Origin of the sequence: Hamadaea tsunoensis DSM 44101 (assembly GCF_000428945.1) — a bacterium.
GTDB lineage: Bacteria > Actinomycetota > Actinomycetes > Mycobacteriales > Micromonosporaceae > Hamadaea > Hamadaea tsunoensis.
The window spans coordinates 164,149-180,386 of the sequence record NZ_AUAX01000014.1; the positions used below are offsets into that span (position 1 = coordinate 164,149).

At 67.6% G+C, this 16,238-nt stretch carries 7 protein-coding genes; 2 read left to right on the forward strand and 5 right to left on the reverse strand.

Annotation, left to right across the window (positions count from 1 at the left end; translation table 11 throughout):
- Nucleotides 1–59: 59 nt before the first annotated feature.
- From G401_RS54855 to G401_RS0120200, 4 genes are all read right to left on the reverse strand, one after another.
- Complete coding sequence (locus G401_RS54855) at nucleotides 60–3,254, reverse strand: helix-turn-helix transcriptional regulator (protein ID WP_084557399.1); 3,195 nt, start codon at nucleotides 3,252–3,254, stop codon at nucleotides 60–62.
- Nucleotides 3,255–3,738: 484 nt separating this feature from the next.
- The gene (locus tag G401_RS0120185) at nucleotides 3,739–4,764 is read right to left on the reverse strand and encodes a zeta toxin family protein (RefSeq protein WP_084557401.1); all 1,026 of its coding nucleotides are present in this window, start codon (nucleotides 4,762–4,764) and stop codon (nucleotides 3,739–3,741) included.
- Between the two features lie 6 nt (nucleotides 4,765–4,770).
- Nucleotides 4,771–4,998, reverse strand: coding sequence for a hypothetical protein (locus G401_RS0120195; RefSeq protein WP_027343933.1), 228 nt, complete (start codon nucleotides 4,996–4,998; stop codon nucleotides 4,771–4,773).
- Nucleotides 4,999–5,024: 26 nt separating this feature from the next.
- A complete protein-coding gene (locus G401_RS0120200) occupies nucleotides 5,025–6,560 on the reverse strand; it encodes a hypothetical protein (RefSeq protein WP_027343934.1) in 1,536 nt (511 codons plus the stop codon).
- Nucleotides 6,561–6,821: 261 nt separating this feature from the next.
- Between G401_RS0120200 and G401_RS47045 the strand changes: the two genes are divergently transcribed.
- A complete protein-coding gene (locus G401_RS47045; RefSeq protein ID WP_157545937.1) occupies nucleotides 6,822–7,193 on the forward strand; it encodes a hypothetical protein in 372 nt (123 codons plus the stop codon).
- A gap of 56 nt (nucleotides 7,194–7,249) precedes the next feature.
- On the opposite strand, the gene G401_RS55970 is transcribed toward G401_RS47045, so the two are convergent.
- A complete protein-coding gene (locus tag G401_RS55970) occupies nucleotides 7,250–8,356 on the reverse strand; it encodes a hypothetical protein (protein WP_157545940.1) in 1,107 nt (368 codons plus the stop codon).
- On the opposite strand from G401_RS55970, the gene G401_RS52995 reads away from it, so the two are divergent.
- Nucleotides 8,294–16,225, forward strand: coding sequence for a hypothetical protein (locus tag G401_RS52995; RefSeq protein WP_157545943.1), 7,932 nt, complete (start codon nucleotides 8,294–8,296; stop codon nucleotides 16,223–16,225). The two genes, G401_RS55970 and G401_RS52995, sit on opposite strands and share 63 nt — an antisense overlap.
- Nucleotides 16,226–16,238: the final 13 nt, after the last annotated feature.

The window sequence follows — 16,238 nt, forward strand, 5'->3', positions numbered from 1 at the left end:
TTCGCGTTCCTGGACCACGATACGGGCAGCCCTTAGCGAATCGCTGAGGCTAACGGAGCCTAGAGAACTCCGTCCCTGAGGGCAGTCGCGACCGCTTCATGCCGGCTGGACACACCCATCTTTCTCAAGATGTTCTGAACGTGGACGCCCACTGTGTTGGGCGACACGTGCAGACGCGAAGCGATTGCACTGTAGGTCGCTCCCGTCGCCAGCTCGGCCAGAATCGTCAGTTGCGCCCGCGTTAGACCGTACGAGCTATTCGCCGGGAGCCGGTCTAGAAACTCACGCGCTGCGTCAAAAAGCGGCGCTGCTTGGATTCGCTGAGCTTCATCGCCAGCCTGGCGTGCGGCGGACACGGCTCGGCCGCGATCGCCGGAGCGGAGCGCTACGTCGGCCTCCCGGAGGCGGGCGTACGCTGCCCGGAACGGTTGTCCCAGCGTTGCCCAGCCATTCGCGATCGCAGCCCAGGCTTCCGGAGAGTCGCTGTGAGTCGTTCGATCGTGTTCGGCTTGAGTTTGCCGAATCAGCCAGCCGATCTCGGTTCCTTGAGGTTCCGTTCCGGCCGGTGCTGCCCATTCGAGTAGTGCTGCCGCCAGGCCGACGTCACGGCGATCGGCCGCGATGCGCAATCCCACCGCTGCTAGCTGGACAACGACACGCGGGTTCGCGGTATCGCGGAGCGCTTGCATGCCCTCCTCCGCCACGGCAGCTGCTCGATCGAGATCGCCTGACCATGCCGCCGCGTCAGCCAGGCAGCCGTAGAGAGGTCCGATGAACCGGGGATCGACGTTTGGCTCCCGGCGGATCTCCGCCAAGATTCGCTCAGCATCGGCAAACTGACCTTGCGCAACGTGGATCTCAGCACGGGTCAGCAGGGCGTACATGCTCTCGGCTACCGAACGGCGGCGCAGCATTGAATCCAGATAGGACGCGCCCTCCGCGTATCGCCCGAGAAGCAGCAGCGCCGCTGCCGCGTTGTCCGCCAAGGCATCGGTCTGCGGAGTGTTCAGCAGATTGTGCTCCTTCGCGTACTCGAGGCCCTCGGTCATCGCTGTTACGGCCTCTTCAAGCCGTCCGCCTTGCTCCAGGCAGACACCGAGGGCTGCGTAGGCACGAAAAAGATCCTCAAACTGGTCAGACTCCTTGGCGATGCCGATCGCCGCGTGCAACGCATGACGCGCTTCGTCGATCCTGCCAGTGAAGATCAGCGCCAGACCGAGACTACTCAAGGCGCGGCCTTCCTCCGCACTTGCTATCACGCTACCGCTCCGGGCCAACTCCGCTGCTCGGCGGGCATGGTTGGCACCCTCTGCGTACCGTCCCTGGCGAATCGCGACGGCCGCCAGTCCTGACTGCACCCGTGATGCCAACGCACTGGCATCTTGACCTTCGAGCAGGCCATCTGCTGCCAGGTATGCCTCTGCGGCATCGGCCTGTTGCCCGGCTTCCCACAGGTAACTCCCTAGCCGCTCTTGAAGCGCTGCGGCCAGTACGGGAGCGACATCATAATCCACAATAGAGATAGCGCGCCGAACCCATTGCAGGGCTTGCGCTATGTCGCCTGACGATCGGGCGGCATCTGAAGCTAGGCGCAAAACATGATCCAACGACGTTCCGGTTAGCTCAGCTGCGGCTGGCACGTCCCCCCATAGGCCCAGCACTCGGTGATACTGAGCAGTGGCCTCTCGGAACGCGTTCAATCGGACTGTCATCGTGGCCGCGCGGAACGCTGCTATCAAGGCTTCGGGCAATCGGCCAGCCTCGAACCAGTGGTACGCGAGCGCAGGCGTCAGCTGAGTCTGAGAGGCACGCGCCTCTGTCATTGCCTCGGCGACCCGGGCATGGATGGACGTGCGTATGGTACGCCGAATCTCGTTATATGCGGTTTCCCGCAGCAACGAGTGCTTGAAGGCGTACCTGTCATTGGGGTCGCGGACGAGGATTTGCTGGTCGATGCACTCTGCGATGGCGCTATCGAGCAGACTTTCGCTGAGATCGCTAACCGCTGTGAGGAGGTTGTCGTCGGTGTGACGCCCGGCCACGGCGGCGATGCGAACAACCATACGACCGGCGTCACTGAGCCGGTTCAGTCTGGTCAGCATGAGCTCCCGCAGCGACGGTGGTACCTCGACTTCGTGACTTCCTAGACTGTCAGTGGCAACTAGTTGACTGGCATAGTATGGGTTGCCATCGGTCAGTTCGTAGTACCGCCGCAACCGCTTCTCCGGTAGCTGTCGGCCCGTACGTGATGTCACGAACTCATCGAGTTCGGCCAGACTGAACGGCGGCAGCGTCATGTACTCAACTCGCCGCTGGAAGTCCAGGTCGCTAAGCATGATACGTAGCGGGTGGCGCTGCGGGACCGGCCGGTGCGTACAGACGAGGAGCAGCCGCTCATTGGATTTCGCTTTCGCGACATAGCGCACCAGATCGAGTGTGGATGAATCGGCCCATTGTAGATCTTCGAAGATCAGCAGCAGCATCGAATGCCCTCTGCCAATTGCGTCGGCCATTTGCAGCACCGATCCGAAAATCCGTTGCTGGGAATGCGACGTCGGCACGGGATCAGAGCCACTGGAAGTCAACGATGTGAGCGTGTTCCAGGGGCGGGAGGCCAGGACATCCCTATTCGCTTCGCCGTGCAGCCGCTCGAACACCCGGAGGCCCTCGGACAGTGCGCCATACGGCGACGCAAGCATGCCGCTGAGTTCAAAGCAGCTGCCCTGGACGACAAGCGCCCTTTGATGCCTTGCCCTACTGGCAAGCCACTCCATGAGATGAGTCTTTCCGACGCCTGGGTCTCCCTCGATGACGACGACCGCTGGCTGGTCGCCCTGGGCTTCGGTGAGCAGTGAGGCGACCCGATGGCGCTGAGCGGCACGCGCCACCAGCGTCGCGCCTGCCTCAACTCGATGGAACCGATCCTGGAATCGGTCAGGGGATGGCGGCCGATATGTGTTCCCTAGAGGTTGCTGCGCAACCAGGTCCGCAACAGAAATGTTGAAGACCTCAGCCAATGTGCCAACTTCGTCGATTGTCAGAGACACGCGCACGCCCGACTCGATCTTCGCGAGAGTGCTTCGGGTCAGGGAGGTCGATCCTGCTTCTGCGCACAGGTCCGCGAGTTGGCGAGCCGACAGGCCTGCGCGGTGACGAAAATCCCGGACGCGGCCCGCGACCAGCGCGCTGAGGGTAGGACTATCGTCGCCGGTCGAGTCTCGCGGCTCTTGCTCCATAACGGAGCAGTCTAGCATCCGCAGGCTACGAGGTTCATCTAGTGTCTTGTTCGGACGAACTAGTTAGAGCATACTTCGCTCACGGAGCATCTAGTGAGCTGGCCAGCTTCCACGTGTTAGGTAAGGCCGCCCAGGGTGGCACCCCCAGGCGGCCAACTGCAGAGCATCTCCACCCATTCGACCTGTGAGGAGTACCTGCACCATGAAGACTAATGAAGGCGAACCGCCCATGGAAGATCCCCAAGGCCCTCCGCCTGCGCACAAAAACGATCAGGAGCGATCGAGCTGGTGGACGGCCGAAAGGATTAGAGCGGTTGGCTGGTCAGTAGCGCTCGTCGTCGGGGCGCTTCTTGGACGCAAGTTGCTGTAGCGAAGCAAACTGCTGGTCGAAGGCCCTTGCCTTCGACCAGCATCCACGGTGCCCATTGTCTTCTCCGTCGTGGATCACCTGGCAAGCCTCCCATTTCGCAAGGCGGGCGAGCGCGCGTGCTCAAGGTGGCAGTCATGTTTCCGCAAGCACATGCGAGGCACGGCCAGGGCCGATCTCAGTTTCGGGCCAGACTGCCGCCGGCCGAACCCGCGCCGGGTGGGCCGACGGCGGGTACGCCACCCGCACTGGGTTGGCGTCGCTCGGAGCGCGCCGCAGGTGCGCCAGGCCGTCGGCGACTACCTCGGCTAGCAACGGTCGCAGGTCGGCAGCGAGTGGGCTGCACTGGTGCTCGGGCATCAGGTGTGGCGGGAGCGATCTGGGCCTGCCGGTTCGGCCGAGCCATCCGGCGACGCTGCGAAAGGTAGCGGTCTCGATTCTGGACCAGGGCCGCATGCGCTCGGTGATGATGGCGTCAGAGGCGGTCGACGCGAATGCCGGGGTGCTCTCGCCGAGACTCCTGCGGTACAACGGGATTCCGTCGCGGCTGTAAACGCTGACGCTGTCGATGCTGCGCTCGCCTTCGATGAGGGTCGCGGTGTCGAGGAGGCCGACGTACTGGCGGTCGTGGTACTCGAAGGGCACGATCCGGCCGGCTCCGACGCTGTCGCGGCTGCGTTGGTAGCGGTGCAGGATGGCGAGCTTGCTGCGGGCGCTGTCAACGGCGACGAAGGCGATGTCGATCCGGTAGCCGGTGTCGTGGACCAGGTCGGCGAGCCATTGCACCCGCTCGGGGTCGCCCATGGGCGTGGAGTAGACGATGTTGAACCGTTGGCGGATGGCGTATCGCAGTGCGCGCTCGGCCCATGCGGCCGCGGCTGGGTGGGTGATCCGGTCGGCGGTCCGATCGTCGGCGACTGCGAGGGCGCGGTAGGCCGGGTGGTAGGGCCGAAGGTCGTCGGCGTCGACGTTGATCGCAGCGCCGATGTCCAGATCGCGGACGAGCGCGCGTTCCGCGTAGCTCTTGCCGGCTCCCGGTTGGCCGGCGACGATGAGCATGCGCGGGTGCTGCTGTGGTTGTGGCTCGCCGGAGAGAAGACCGGTCAGGATGTCATTGGCGAAGCGCTGGTTGAGTTCTTCCTCGCCAAGTTCGTAGGACATGCCTGATCACCGGTTCTGCGCCGCCACGATCGCGGCGTACTGGTGGCCGATCTCGCCGACCGTCGTGTCGGTGGCGGTCCGCATTCGTTGCAGGGTGGCCGCTGCCGTGTCGCGGTCGGTGCGCGCCTGCTGGCGGGCCTCGTTGGTTTGTGTGTCGTCGTCGGACACGGCGGTGTATCCGGCGATTGCGGTGCGGACGATGTCTTGAACGGTCGCGTAATCGTGTCGGGACACGGTGCTCCTCCTCGGAAGGCAGTCGGTCAGCGTTCGGCGGCGACAGGTTCTCGCGCGCTGGCGTGGTCGTGGGCGGGTTCGGATGGGCCGGACGCGGCTGTCGGCCGGTTGAGCGCGTCTTTGGTGGTGGTCGGGAACGCTGCGGCGAGCAGTCTTGCCACGGAACCGTCGCTCGCGGCGGCCGGGTGTACGGCGACGTCGCCGGGGTCACGTTCGCGGGCTGCGGCGCGGCGTTCGGCGGCCTGCCGCGCCGCTTCGGTGCGCTGCAGGTGGTGTTCTCGTTCGTGTACCGCCCGGCCCAGGCTTACCGGACCGCGGGCTGCTGCCCGCAGCGCCCAGGCGGTGAGTATCGCCGGTAGTTTGGCGTCGGTGGTGTCGATCGGCAGATCCTGTAGCAGTTTGGACACGTCTTTGCCGGTGCGGTCCAGTCCGTGCATGGTGCTGGCGAGGGCGGGCCAGGACGGGTCGTGGAGTACGCGGTTGGCGCGGTCAGCCGGCCAGGCGCTGCGTAGGACCTCCTCCATCCTTGCCACGTCTGCGCTGGCGGAACTGGCGTCGAGCGGCGCGGGTCCTGCTGGGGCTGGTCGACCGTCGGTTGCTGCGGTCGGCGGCCATGGGCCTTCATCGGTGCTCGGGGCGGCCGACGGGCCGGGCGCATCGACCGCGACTGGACCCGCCGTCGCCTGATCTGACGTGGCGGGATTCGCCACGCCGAGAGGGGTTGTTTCTGCTTCGGATGATGCCGCTTCGGCGACGGGGTCGTCGGTTAGGGCGACCTGGACGTCGGCCGGATGTGCCGCCGGGTCGGCCGGCCCAAGGGCGACAGGATCGGCAAGATCTTCGGCCGCAACGACTTCCCCCTCGACGATGTCCGACGGGTGCGTCGCTTCCGACGTCGCCGGTGCACTGGTGGCGCGCCGTCGGGCCAGTTCGTCGGCGGTCAGCTCGTCGAGGGCCCACAGGACTTCGTCGGCAGTCAGCGCCTCGACCACGGGGGCGGCGGCGGGCGGGTCTTCTGCTGGGTCCGCGGCGGTCGCGGGGCGGGGTAGCTCGTCGAGATCCCACATCAACTCGTCGACGAGCACGGCGATGTCGCTGTCCTGATCGGCGGCGAGGGCGGCTTGCTCGTCACGCTCGGCCATGGCCAGATCGAGTGCCGCTTGCAGCCAGCGGGCATCGCCGGGGTTTGCGGCGACGTCGGTGTCGACGTGCACGTCCCGGGCACGTAGGCGGTCGGCCATCGCCCGGCGGGCGCCGGCCGCTTCGGGGTCGACCTGATACCACGTGGTGGTGGCCCGCCACGCTCGGGCGAGCTGTTCGGGCGTGGCCTTGCGCCACCAGACCGGGTCGGCGGTGCGTCGCCAGATCGCGGCATCAGCGGCTCGGTGTGCGGCCAGCCGGACACGTTCGGCACGCGCTACCCGCTCGTTGTGTTGTGCGGCCAGGCGCAGGCGTTCGGCCCGCCGTTCGGCCAGTTCGATCGCGACTCGGCTGGCCTCGCGGATCAGCTCGGCCACCAGGCGCGTCATCGCGCGTACGAATTCGTCCGTGCCGTCAGCCATCCCCGTTCCCCCCGTGGTGGTCTGCATCCAGCGTGCCCCGCCACAACGCACGCCGCAAGAAGGATGTACTGTGATAATCTTGAATGTACCGGTATATATTGGGGCGCGGCTTCGCGGAATGCCTGGCACACTGGGAGATTGACTATCTCGTCACGGGGGTGCCGGAGATGGCAAGGCGACGTGCTGCGCCGAGGAACAGGGATTTTGAACAGCTGTCGCTCTGGGGTGCAGAGACAACGTGGACAGACGGGGAGGGTCTTGATGAACCGCTACGGGGCGTTGGCGATGAAGCATTGGCGCGAGGAGTTCCCGAACCGGTTCTCCCAGATCGAGGACCCGCAGAGGTTCTTCACGGAGCTGGGAGCGCAGGTCTCGACCGAAATCGCGGACCTAGCGGCGGAACTGGCGGCGCAGGAGCCGTCGAGTGGGACGTTCCTGGCGAATCTCGGCAACCAGCGGACGTCGACGTCGCGGGCGGAGGAGATCGTGCTGGCGCAGCGGGTGTACCTGACGGAGGAGACCGACGAGAGCGACAGCTCCCAGCCGGCTCAGGAGCAGAGCTGGACGCCGCTGGTCGAGGATCCCTCGGACCCGTGGTGGCAAGCCGAACGCGACAGCGGCCGTCTGGAGTAGACACTGCCGCACCGGTCGGCGGGGAAGTCGTCGACGAGCGGGCGGTACTGGACGATCTAGCGTACGGGCGCCTCGACCCGGCGGAGGCATTGCGGGCTCTGACCAGCGTTGCCAGCAGCGACGCCGATGAGGTAGATGCCTGGCAGGGCGATCTCGACGCGCAGGTCGACCAGCGGCGGCGGCAGTTGTTGGGACCCCGCCGGCTGCCGGGTTTCACAGAACGGGCCGAGCAGTTGCGCGAGGCCGGGATGGACGACCGGGCCGCGGACGTGCGGGCGTTCAACGACGCGATGAGCGGGTTCACCGACGGTCGTATCGGCAGCCGCGTGCCCGAGCGCAGCCCCTATCAGGCCGGCGATCGGATCATGCTGCGTCCCGGGTACGCCCGGCACGGGCAAGAGCCATTCGCAGGCACCGTCCACGGGTACCTCGGCCGGACAGAACTGACCGGGCTGACCGACGCCGGGACACTGTGGTCGGAGTCGTGGGGAGCCCTCCAACGGCAGCCGACGCCCCAGGAGGGCGCTCTCGCGGCGGAGGTGTCCGACGGCGCGGCCGTACGGGGCGAGCCGATATCTCCAGCGGATGCCGGTACGCAGCTCCTGCTGGATGTGGCGGCTGCTGGGGATGCGTCGGTTTCCCGGCCGTCTGCTGCGCGCCGCCGCCCGGCCCGCCGGGTCGACCCGGCGCAGGCGGACATGACGATGCGGACCGCATTCGAGCTGGACGCGCTGCTCATCCTCGTCGACGCCAACCGCAACCCCGCCACCGACCCGCAGCTGCGGGCGCAACTGATCGAGGCGTGCAACGCCCGCGACTTCGCCTGGGCGCTGGCCGACGAGGCGGGCATCCACCATCAGGTCGACGGCGACCGTTTGCACCCCGAGGTGACCCGATCGGGGCTGATCACCTGGCAGCAGTTGTGGAACCGGATCGGTCCCGGCATCACCGATGAACGGGTCGCCGAGCTGCACGCGGCCGTCACCGAAGGCGCGGAACTGCGCGCCCGGCAGGGCTGGCACATGGACCAGCGACTGTTCAGCGCGCAGGTCGCGTTCTACCGACCGGCACCGCCCCCGACGCTCGACATCGACACAGCCGTGGACGACCTGCTGTATGGACGGACGACCCGCGAGAAAGTCTTCGCCCAGCTGCTCGACCACGATGCGGTCACGTTCGACGACATCACTGCCTGGGACACGCAGGTGGAGCAACGCATCTCCACACGCCGGGCGGCTTTGCTCGGCCCGGATGGAGTACAGGCGTTCACCCGGCGGGTCGCCGAGCTGCGCAGCACAGGCATGAGCGTTGCTGAGGCAGAGGTGCAGGCGCTGGTCGACGTCCAGAACGGCGCCCCGCGCTCCGACGCGGACGCCACCGGATCAGGTAGGGCTCCGTCCGACCGGGATTCGCCGAACTCGCACATCGGGGCCACCGGCCCGGATCGGGATGTCGATTCGAGGCAGGCCACAGCCGCGTCGGCCGACGACTCACCGACGGTGCTCCTGCCATCGGTGGCCGCGGTGCACGCCGAAATGCTCGCCGCCGCGCGGGCCAGACGCGCCACGCCCAAGCGCTTCGCCAACAAGACCCGGGCGGCCAACCCGTTCCATCTCACGCGCGAGATCCATCCGGCCGAACGGCGCCGCATCACCGCGATGGTGCAGCCCCTCGGCGACGGGCCCCCTCATGTCCGCTCCGACCCGACCGCGCTGGTCATTTACGGCGGCGTGCTGGACACGGTCGCCTTGTCGGAGGTCATGGGGGCCGCGTACGTGCTCCAATACCAGCGCGACAGCATTCATGGGCCGATGGCGGTCTACGGGCCGGCCGACGGTGACGGCTTCGTACCCGAGGTCGAACCCGACGATCCGCTGACCGCTGACCTTCGGGCCGTGGAAGGGCTCGCAGTAGGCGCATTTCAGCGCTTGCGGGCCGGCGACCTCGACGGCGCCCTGACGAACCTGGCGCGTGGAAAGCAGCTCGCTCCGCAGTTCCGGTTCGGCGGGCGGACCTGGGACGAACAAGCCCAGGCCGCCGTCGCCGAAGCCGACGCCCGGCGAACCGATCCGGGCACCGCACCGCTGCCGATGGTGTTCCAGCCCGCGACGCAACGCGACCTCGCCCCGGCCACGCCGTTGCAACGGGTCCGGGCGAACATCGCAGCGCTGCGGCTGATGGCCGAGATTGACAGCACCGCACGTGCGGCGACGCCGGACGAGCAGCGCGTGCTGGCCCGCTGGGCCGGCTGGGGCTCCATCCCGCAGGTGTTCGACCCCGACAGCCAACAGTGGGCGTGGGCCCGCGACGAACTCGCCGAGCTGCTGACCGACGACGAACGCGCGGCCGCCGCCCGCAACACCCTCAACGCGCACTACACCGACGCTCGCATCGTCGGGGAGGTCTGGGCCGCCGTCACCGCACTCGGGTTCACCGGCGGCCAAGTCCTCGAACCGGGCTCCGGCTCCGGCAACTACATCGGCTTCGCCCCGCCCGGCGCACAGATGACCGGTGTCGAGCTGGAACCGCAGACCGCCCGGATCTCCCAGCTGCTCTACCCGAACGCGCAGATCCTCAACGAATCCTTCGCCGACACCCGTGCGCCGCGCGGAACCTTCGACCTCACCATCGGCAACGTCCCGTTCGGCAAGATCGTCCTGCACGACCCGCGGCACAACCCGCACGGACACAGCATCCACAACCACTTCATGCTCAAAGCCCTCGATCTGACCCGGCCAGGCGGGCTGATGGCCATGGTCGTCTCGGCGTACACCATGGACGCCGCCGGTCCGGCAGTACGCCGGGAGCTGGCACAGATGGCCGACCTCGTCGGCGCTGTCCGGCTACCGTCGCAGGCCCACTCCGAAGCCGCCGGTACCGAGGCGCTGACCGACGTGCTGCTGTTTCGTCGCCGCGAAGCCGACCGCGAACCCGACCCCCTCGCCTGGGAGCGGACCGAAGCGCTCACGATCGGCGAGCACACCGTGCGGGTCAACGAATACTTCCTGGCCCACCCCCACCGCGTCCTCGGCGAGCTGGTCACCGACGGTTCCACCCTCTACCGGACCGGGGAGCTGTCCGTCCGCGGCCCCGTCGGCGACGACCTCGTGGCGCCCCTGCGTACCGCGTTGGCGGACATCGTCATCGAAGCCCAGGCCAAAGGACTCGTGTTCGCTCCTTCGGACGTCGAGCCCGCCGCCGCGCCGGTGGCGCTGGTCGGCCGGTCCGCCGGACGCGCAGAAGGGTTCATCGAAGCCACCGCGGACGGCGCCTTCACCGTCGTCACCAACGGCGTCACCCTCGCCCACGAGGTGCCCGACAGCCAGGCCGCCGAACTGCGTGCGCTCCTCGGTCTGCGCGACACCACCATGACGCTGCTCAACGCCGAGGCCGCCACCCTCGACGACACCGACGAAATCGACCAGCTGCGTCAGCAGCTCAACCGGCGTTACGACGCCTACGTCACCCGGTACGGGCCGATCAACCGGTTCACCACCCGGCGCACCGGCCGCGTCGACCCGCAGACCGGCGAGGACAAGACCGCCCGCGTACGCCCGCCGCAGGGCCGCTTCCGCGAAGACACCTACAGCGCCGCCGTCTACGCCCTCGAAAACTTCGACGCCGAGTCGCAGACCGCGACCAAGGTGGACCTGTTCACGCAGCGGGTCATCGTCGCGCGTACGCCCCGGCTGGGCGCCGACAGCCCCGAAGACGCCCTCGCCATCGTCATGGACCGCCACGCCCGCGTCGACCTCGACGCGATCGCCGACCTGCTCGGCGTCGACACCGACGACGCACGTGCCCAACTTGGCGAGTTGGTGTACCACGATCCCGAACAAGGCCGGCTGGTTCCCGCCGCCGAGTACCTGTCGGGCAACGTCCGGGTGAAACTCGCCGCCGCCCGCACCGCCGCCGAAGACGACCCGCAGCTGGACGTCAACGTCGCCGCCCTGGAAGGCGTCATCCCCGACGAACTCCAGCCGGCCGACATCCACGCCGCGCTCGGCGCGGTCTGGATCGCCGACACCTACGTCCAGCAGTTCCTACGCGAGCTGATCGACGACGACAGCGTGCAGGTCCGCAACCCGATCGGCACCACCTGGCTGGTAGAAGGCGGCCTGCGCGGCGGGGTCAAGTCCCGCGAGGTCTGGGGAACCGACCGCATCCCCGCGATCAAGATCGCAACAGCGCTGCTCGAACAGCGGCCCGTCGTCGTCAAGGACAACATCGGCACCCACGACGCGCCCAAGTACGTGGTCAACATCGAAGCGACCGCCGCCGCGCGGGAGAAAGCAACGCTGATCAACGAGCGGTTCGGCGAATGGGTCTGGGAAGACCCCGAGCGGGCCGCCGTGCTGCAGCGCATCTACAACGACGCGTTCAACAACCTCGTCTTGCGCAACTACGACAACCCGCAGCTGACCCTGCCCGGCCTGGCGTTGAGTTACACCCTGCGCCCGCACCAGCTCGCCGCGGTCGCCCGGATCATCCACGAGCCGGCCGTGCTGCTCGCGCATGAGGTCGGCGCGGGCAAAACGCTGGAAATGGTCGTCGGGGCGATGGAGCTGCGCCGACTCGGGCTGGTCACCAAGCCGGTGGTCGTCATCCCGAACCACATGATCGACCAATTCGGGCGGGAATGGCTCCAGGCGTACCCGCAGGCCAAGATCCTCCTCGTCGGCCGCGAGGACCTGTCCACCGCACAGCGGCGCCGTCTGTTCGTGGCCCGGGCGGCGACCGGCGACTGGGACGCGGTTGTCATGTCCCGTTCGGCGTTCGAGCGGATCCCGATGAGCCGCGACTATCAGGCCGAGTACATGAGCGCCGAACTCAAGTCCCTCGACGAGATGCTGGAGCGGCTGAAGGCCGAAAAGGACGCCAACCGGTCGTTCGTGAAGAAGGCCGAGCGGATGCGTCTGCAAGCCGAGGAACGGCTGACCAAGAAGCTCGACGCGGTCAAAGACGACGGTCTGATTTTCGAGCAGCTCGGCATCGATTACGTGATGGCCGACGAAGCCCACGGGTACAAGAACCTGCGCACGATCTCCAACATCCCCGGCGCCGCCATCGACGGCAGTCAGCGCGCCTCCGACCTGCACATGAAAGTCGAATGGCTTCGTGCCACCCACGGCAGGCGGGTGGTCACGTTCGCGACCGCGACACCGATCGCCAACAGTGTGACCGAAAGCTACGTCCTACAGCGCTACCTGCTGCCGCACCTTCTCACCGATGCGGGCATCGACGGGTTTGACGCGTGGGCGGCAACTTTCGGCGAGGTCATCACCTCGATCGAGGTCTCGCCCGAAGGCACTGGGTTCCGGCAGACGTCGCGGTTCGCGAAGTTCAAGAACACCCCGGAACTGTTGCGTATGTTCTGGATGGCGGCCGACGTCAAGACCGCGGAAGACCTCAATCTGCCAGTGCCGCTGCTCGCACCGCGGTCCGGTGACGGCGAGCGCCAGGTCGAGATCGTCCCGGTGCCGTCGATCCCGGCGCAGGTAGCCCACATGGACAGCTTGGCGGATCGGGCCAAGGCCGTCCGGGACCGGGCCGTCGAACCCGAGGAAGACAACATGCTCAAGATCTCCAGCGACGGCCGGAAGGCCGCGCTGGACATCCGCATGGTCTACCCGGACTTCACCCCGATGGAGCCGCAGAAGATCGACAAGGCGGCCGACAACATTGCCGCGATCTGGCTGGAGAACCGCGACAACGTGTATCCGGCGCCGGGTGGCGGCGACCATCCACGACGTGGCGCGTTCCAGATCGTCTTCAGCGATCTCGGTACGCCCGGTGGGGCGTTTTCCGCATACGACGAACTACGCCGGCTCCTCGTCGAGCGGGGCATGCCGCGCGAACAGATCCGGTTCATCCACGAGGCGAAGACCGACGTGGCCAAGGCGGAGTTGTTCTCAGCGTGCCGCGACGGGCGGGTCGCGGTCCTGATCGGTTCGACCGAGAAGATGGGCGTCGGGACCAACGTCCAGGCGCGCGCGATCGCGTTGCACCACCTGGACTGCCCGTGGAAGCCCGCCGAAGTGCAACAGCGCGACGGACGCATCCTGCGCCAAGGCAACCTCAACCCCGAGGTCCGCATCTTCCGCTACGTCACCGAGGGCTCGTACGACGCCTACATGTGGCAGACCGTCGCCCGCAAGCAGCGGTTCATCAGCCAGCTGATGCGCGGGCGGCTCGACGTCCGCGAGATCGAAGACATCGGCGAAACCAGCCTGTCCTACAACGAAATCCTCGCCATCGCCACTGGCAACCCGCTGTTGCTGGACAAGGCTCGCGTCGAGGCAGAGGTGCATCGGCTGCAACGGCTGGAGCGGGCGCACCACAACGGTCAGCGCAGCCTCGACCGTCGCATCGTCGACGCCGACACCACCGTCGAGCGTGCCCGCGAAGCTCTGCGCCTACTGGAGCCGGTTCAGGCGGCGCGCACGCCCACCGGCGGTGACACGTTCGCGATGTCGGTGGGCGAGCGCCATATTACTCAGCGGGCCGAAGCCGGCCGGGCGCTGGCAGACCTGTTGATCAGCCTGCCGTACGCCGGGCAGCCGCGTGTGGTAGCGCGGCTGGGCGGGTTCACGATCACTGCGGTGATGGGCCGCGACGTGAAGGGGCCTAACGCCGTCCTCGATTTCCCCGACGTTCCAGACGCCACGGCGATCGCCAGCAGCCCCCGAGGATTCGTCGCAGCGAGCGTGATCCTCCAGCTGTCCGACCTGTCGGCCGCAGGGGCGGTCGGACTCGTGCAACGGCTGGAGAACCGGCTCGCGGCGCTCGACCGCGATCACGGCCGAACCCTCGCGCTGATCGACCGGCAGCTACAGGAGGCGGCTGCCGCACGGATTCAACACGCTCAACCGTTCCGCTACGCCGACGACCTGCGCACCGCCCGGGAAGAACTCAACCGGATTCTGGAAGAGATGGCCCGCCAGGCCGCCACGCCGCCACCCGACCCGACGAATCCTGCGGCCGCAGCAGTGGACGGGCCGGTCGGTGCAACGGCAGCGCCGATCGCGAGCAAACCGCCCGCCGAGGGGAAAGTTCCCACGGATCTGGCCACGCTCGACGACGGGCTTGCCGCGGCGCGGGCCGCGGCGAGGGCCACCACATCGAGCGCCCAGCTGACCCACGCACAGCGCATCCGCCGGGAACTTCTCGCCGCAGCCGCACAACCCCGGCCGGAAGGATCCCGCCTTCTCGATGTCGAGCAGGCACGGGCACTCGTGGGAGACACCAGCCGGATGCTCGTCAGCGACGACGGCCGGTTCTTCGCCACGCCCGTGCCGGCCGAACCGGACCGCTGGAAACTGTACGAGGCGACGACCGGCGTTGCGGTGTCCAACCCCAGGCTGCACATCGGCTCGCCCCAAGCCGCGGAGCGGGCCCTGCAGGTGCTCGCCGGATCGTCGGTGGACTTCACGGCCGCCGCACGAATGTTCGCCACCCCGCCATATGCGATCGAGGATGGTCTGCGCTCCCAGGTGATCGCGGTGCAGGCTGAAGTCCTGCGGGCGGTTAACTCTGAAAATGTAGCCGCCGTCCCGGCGGCGGCAACGGCTGTGCCATCGGCGGGCCCAACGAATGCGGCGCCGCCCGCGCCCGCAGCGGAGCAGCGTGCGTCGGTCGGCGACTACGACGCCACCGTCGTCGCCGAGGTGCTGGACAAGGTACGCGCCCCCGGCGCGAGCGACGACGACAAGCTGTGGGCGTACGCCCGACTCGGCCAGCGCTATCAGCGGCTCAGCGACGACGACAAGGCCGCGGCCCGACGCGAGCTGGACCGGATCGGTGACACCGGAACCCCAGCACAGCGGTCGGCCGCCCAACACGCGCTGGAAGGATTCTCCGATCCGCCGTACGTCCAGCAAGCGCAGGTCCTGGCTGTGACCGCGTCGGGTCTGGCGTTCGGCAACGACCCTGGCGAACGCATCCGCAGATACTCGGGCCTGACCGCGGACGCCTTCGCTGGTCTGCACGAGCGGCACCGCGTCGCGATCCTCGCCGACCTGGCACACGTCGCCGCGGGAGATGACCTCAACCGCAGCGCCACCGGCCCTGCCCCGTACGTCCTTAACGCCCGGCGCCTCGCCGCGACGCTCGATCCAGCACCCGCGACATCTCCGAGCCGGCAGGGACAACTTCGCCTCGTCATCGACGACGCGCAGGTCTGGGTGCACAGTGCCGAGAAAGACGACCTGGCCTTGCGCGCGATCCTGCGACGCAGCCACCTGACGTGGTTCCCGTCGAAGGGTGCGTGGGGCTTCCAACGTCACCTACGGCCAGAAACAAAACGAGCCGGCCTGGTGCGCCTACTCGCTGCCATCGAGAAGGCGGGCCGCCCGACGCACGTGGAAGACCATCGCAGCCACCGACCGGACCCGCCTGCGATCGAACCTGCCGTTACCGCAATCGACGAGCAGGCCGAGGCCGCCGCGACGGTAACCGCCTCCCCGCCGACGCCGGCGAACGACGCGCAGACGCGGCTGAAGACGACGCTGCAGGTGAAGGCCGCGCTGCGGCGCAGAGCAGACGCGGCCGAACACTACCCACCTCTCCTGCCGCAACCTGAGCAGCTGCGAAGCCTCGCCCGGCAGGACCTCATCATCAGCGACGACGGCCGGTTCTTCGCTCGGCAAACCTCGAAGATGAGCATCCCGTACTGGGAACTGCGAGAGGCCGCTACCGGGTGGTGTCTCACCACGCCGGAGGTGGGACTTGACGACGAAGCAGCCGCCCGCCGGGGCCTGGCGGCCCTCGCAGCCGCGGGAATCGACTTCGCCCAGGTCGCCGAAGCCCTAGCTGCCGACCCGATGAATGGCATCACGAGCGATATTCGTCAGCAGCTGCGGGCGGTCCTCAACGAAGCCCACGGCCTTGCACCGGCTGGATCAAGTTCGCCAGCCGCGGTGGCGTACCCGCAGTCGGTCGGTACGGCGTTGAACCTGCCGCACCAGCGAAGCGCGTCGCCTTCTCCCGGCCGGCCTGATCTTGAGCACGACGATGCGCGACAGCTCGGCTGAGCCCGATGCCGCA

Coding starts and splice junctions, on each gene's coding strand:
- G401_RS54855 (WP_084557399.1), bottom strand. CDS start 3,254: ATGCTAGACTGCTCCGTTATGGAGCAAGAGCCGCGAGACTCGACCGGC.
- G401_RS0120185 (WP_084557401.1), bottom strand. CDS start 4,764: ATGTCCTACGAACTTGGCGAGGAAGAACTCAACCAGCGCTTCGCCAAT.
- G401_RS0120200 (WP_027343934.1), bottom strand. CDS start 6,560: ATGGCTGACGGCACGGACGAATTCGTACGCGCGATGACGCGCCTGGTG.
- G401_RS47045 (WP_157545937.1), top strand. CDS start 6,822: ATGAACCGCTACGGGGCGTTGGCGATGAAGCATTGGCGCGAGGAGTTC.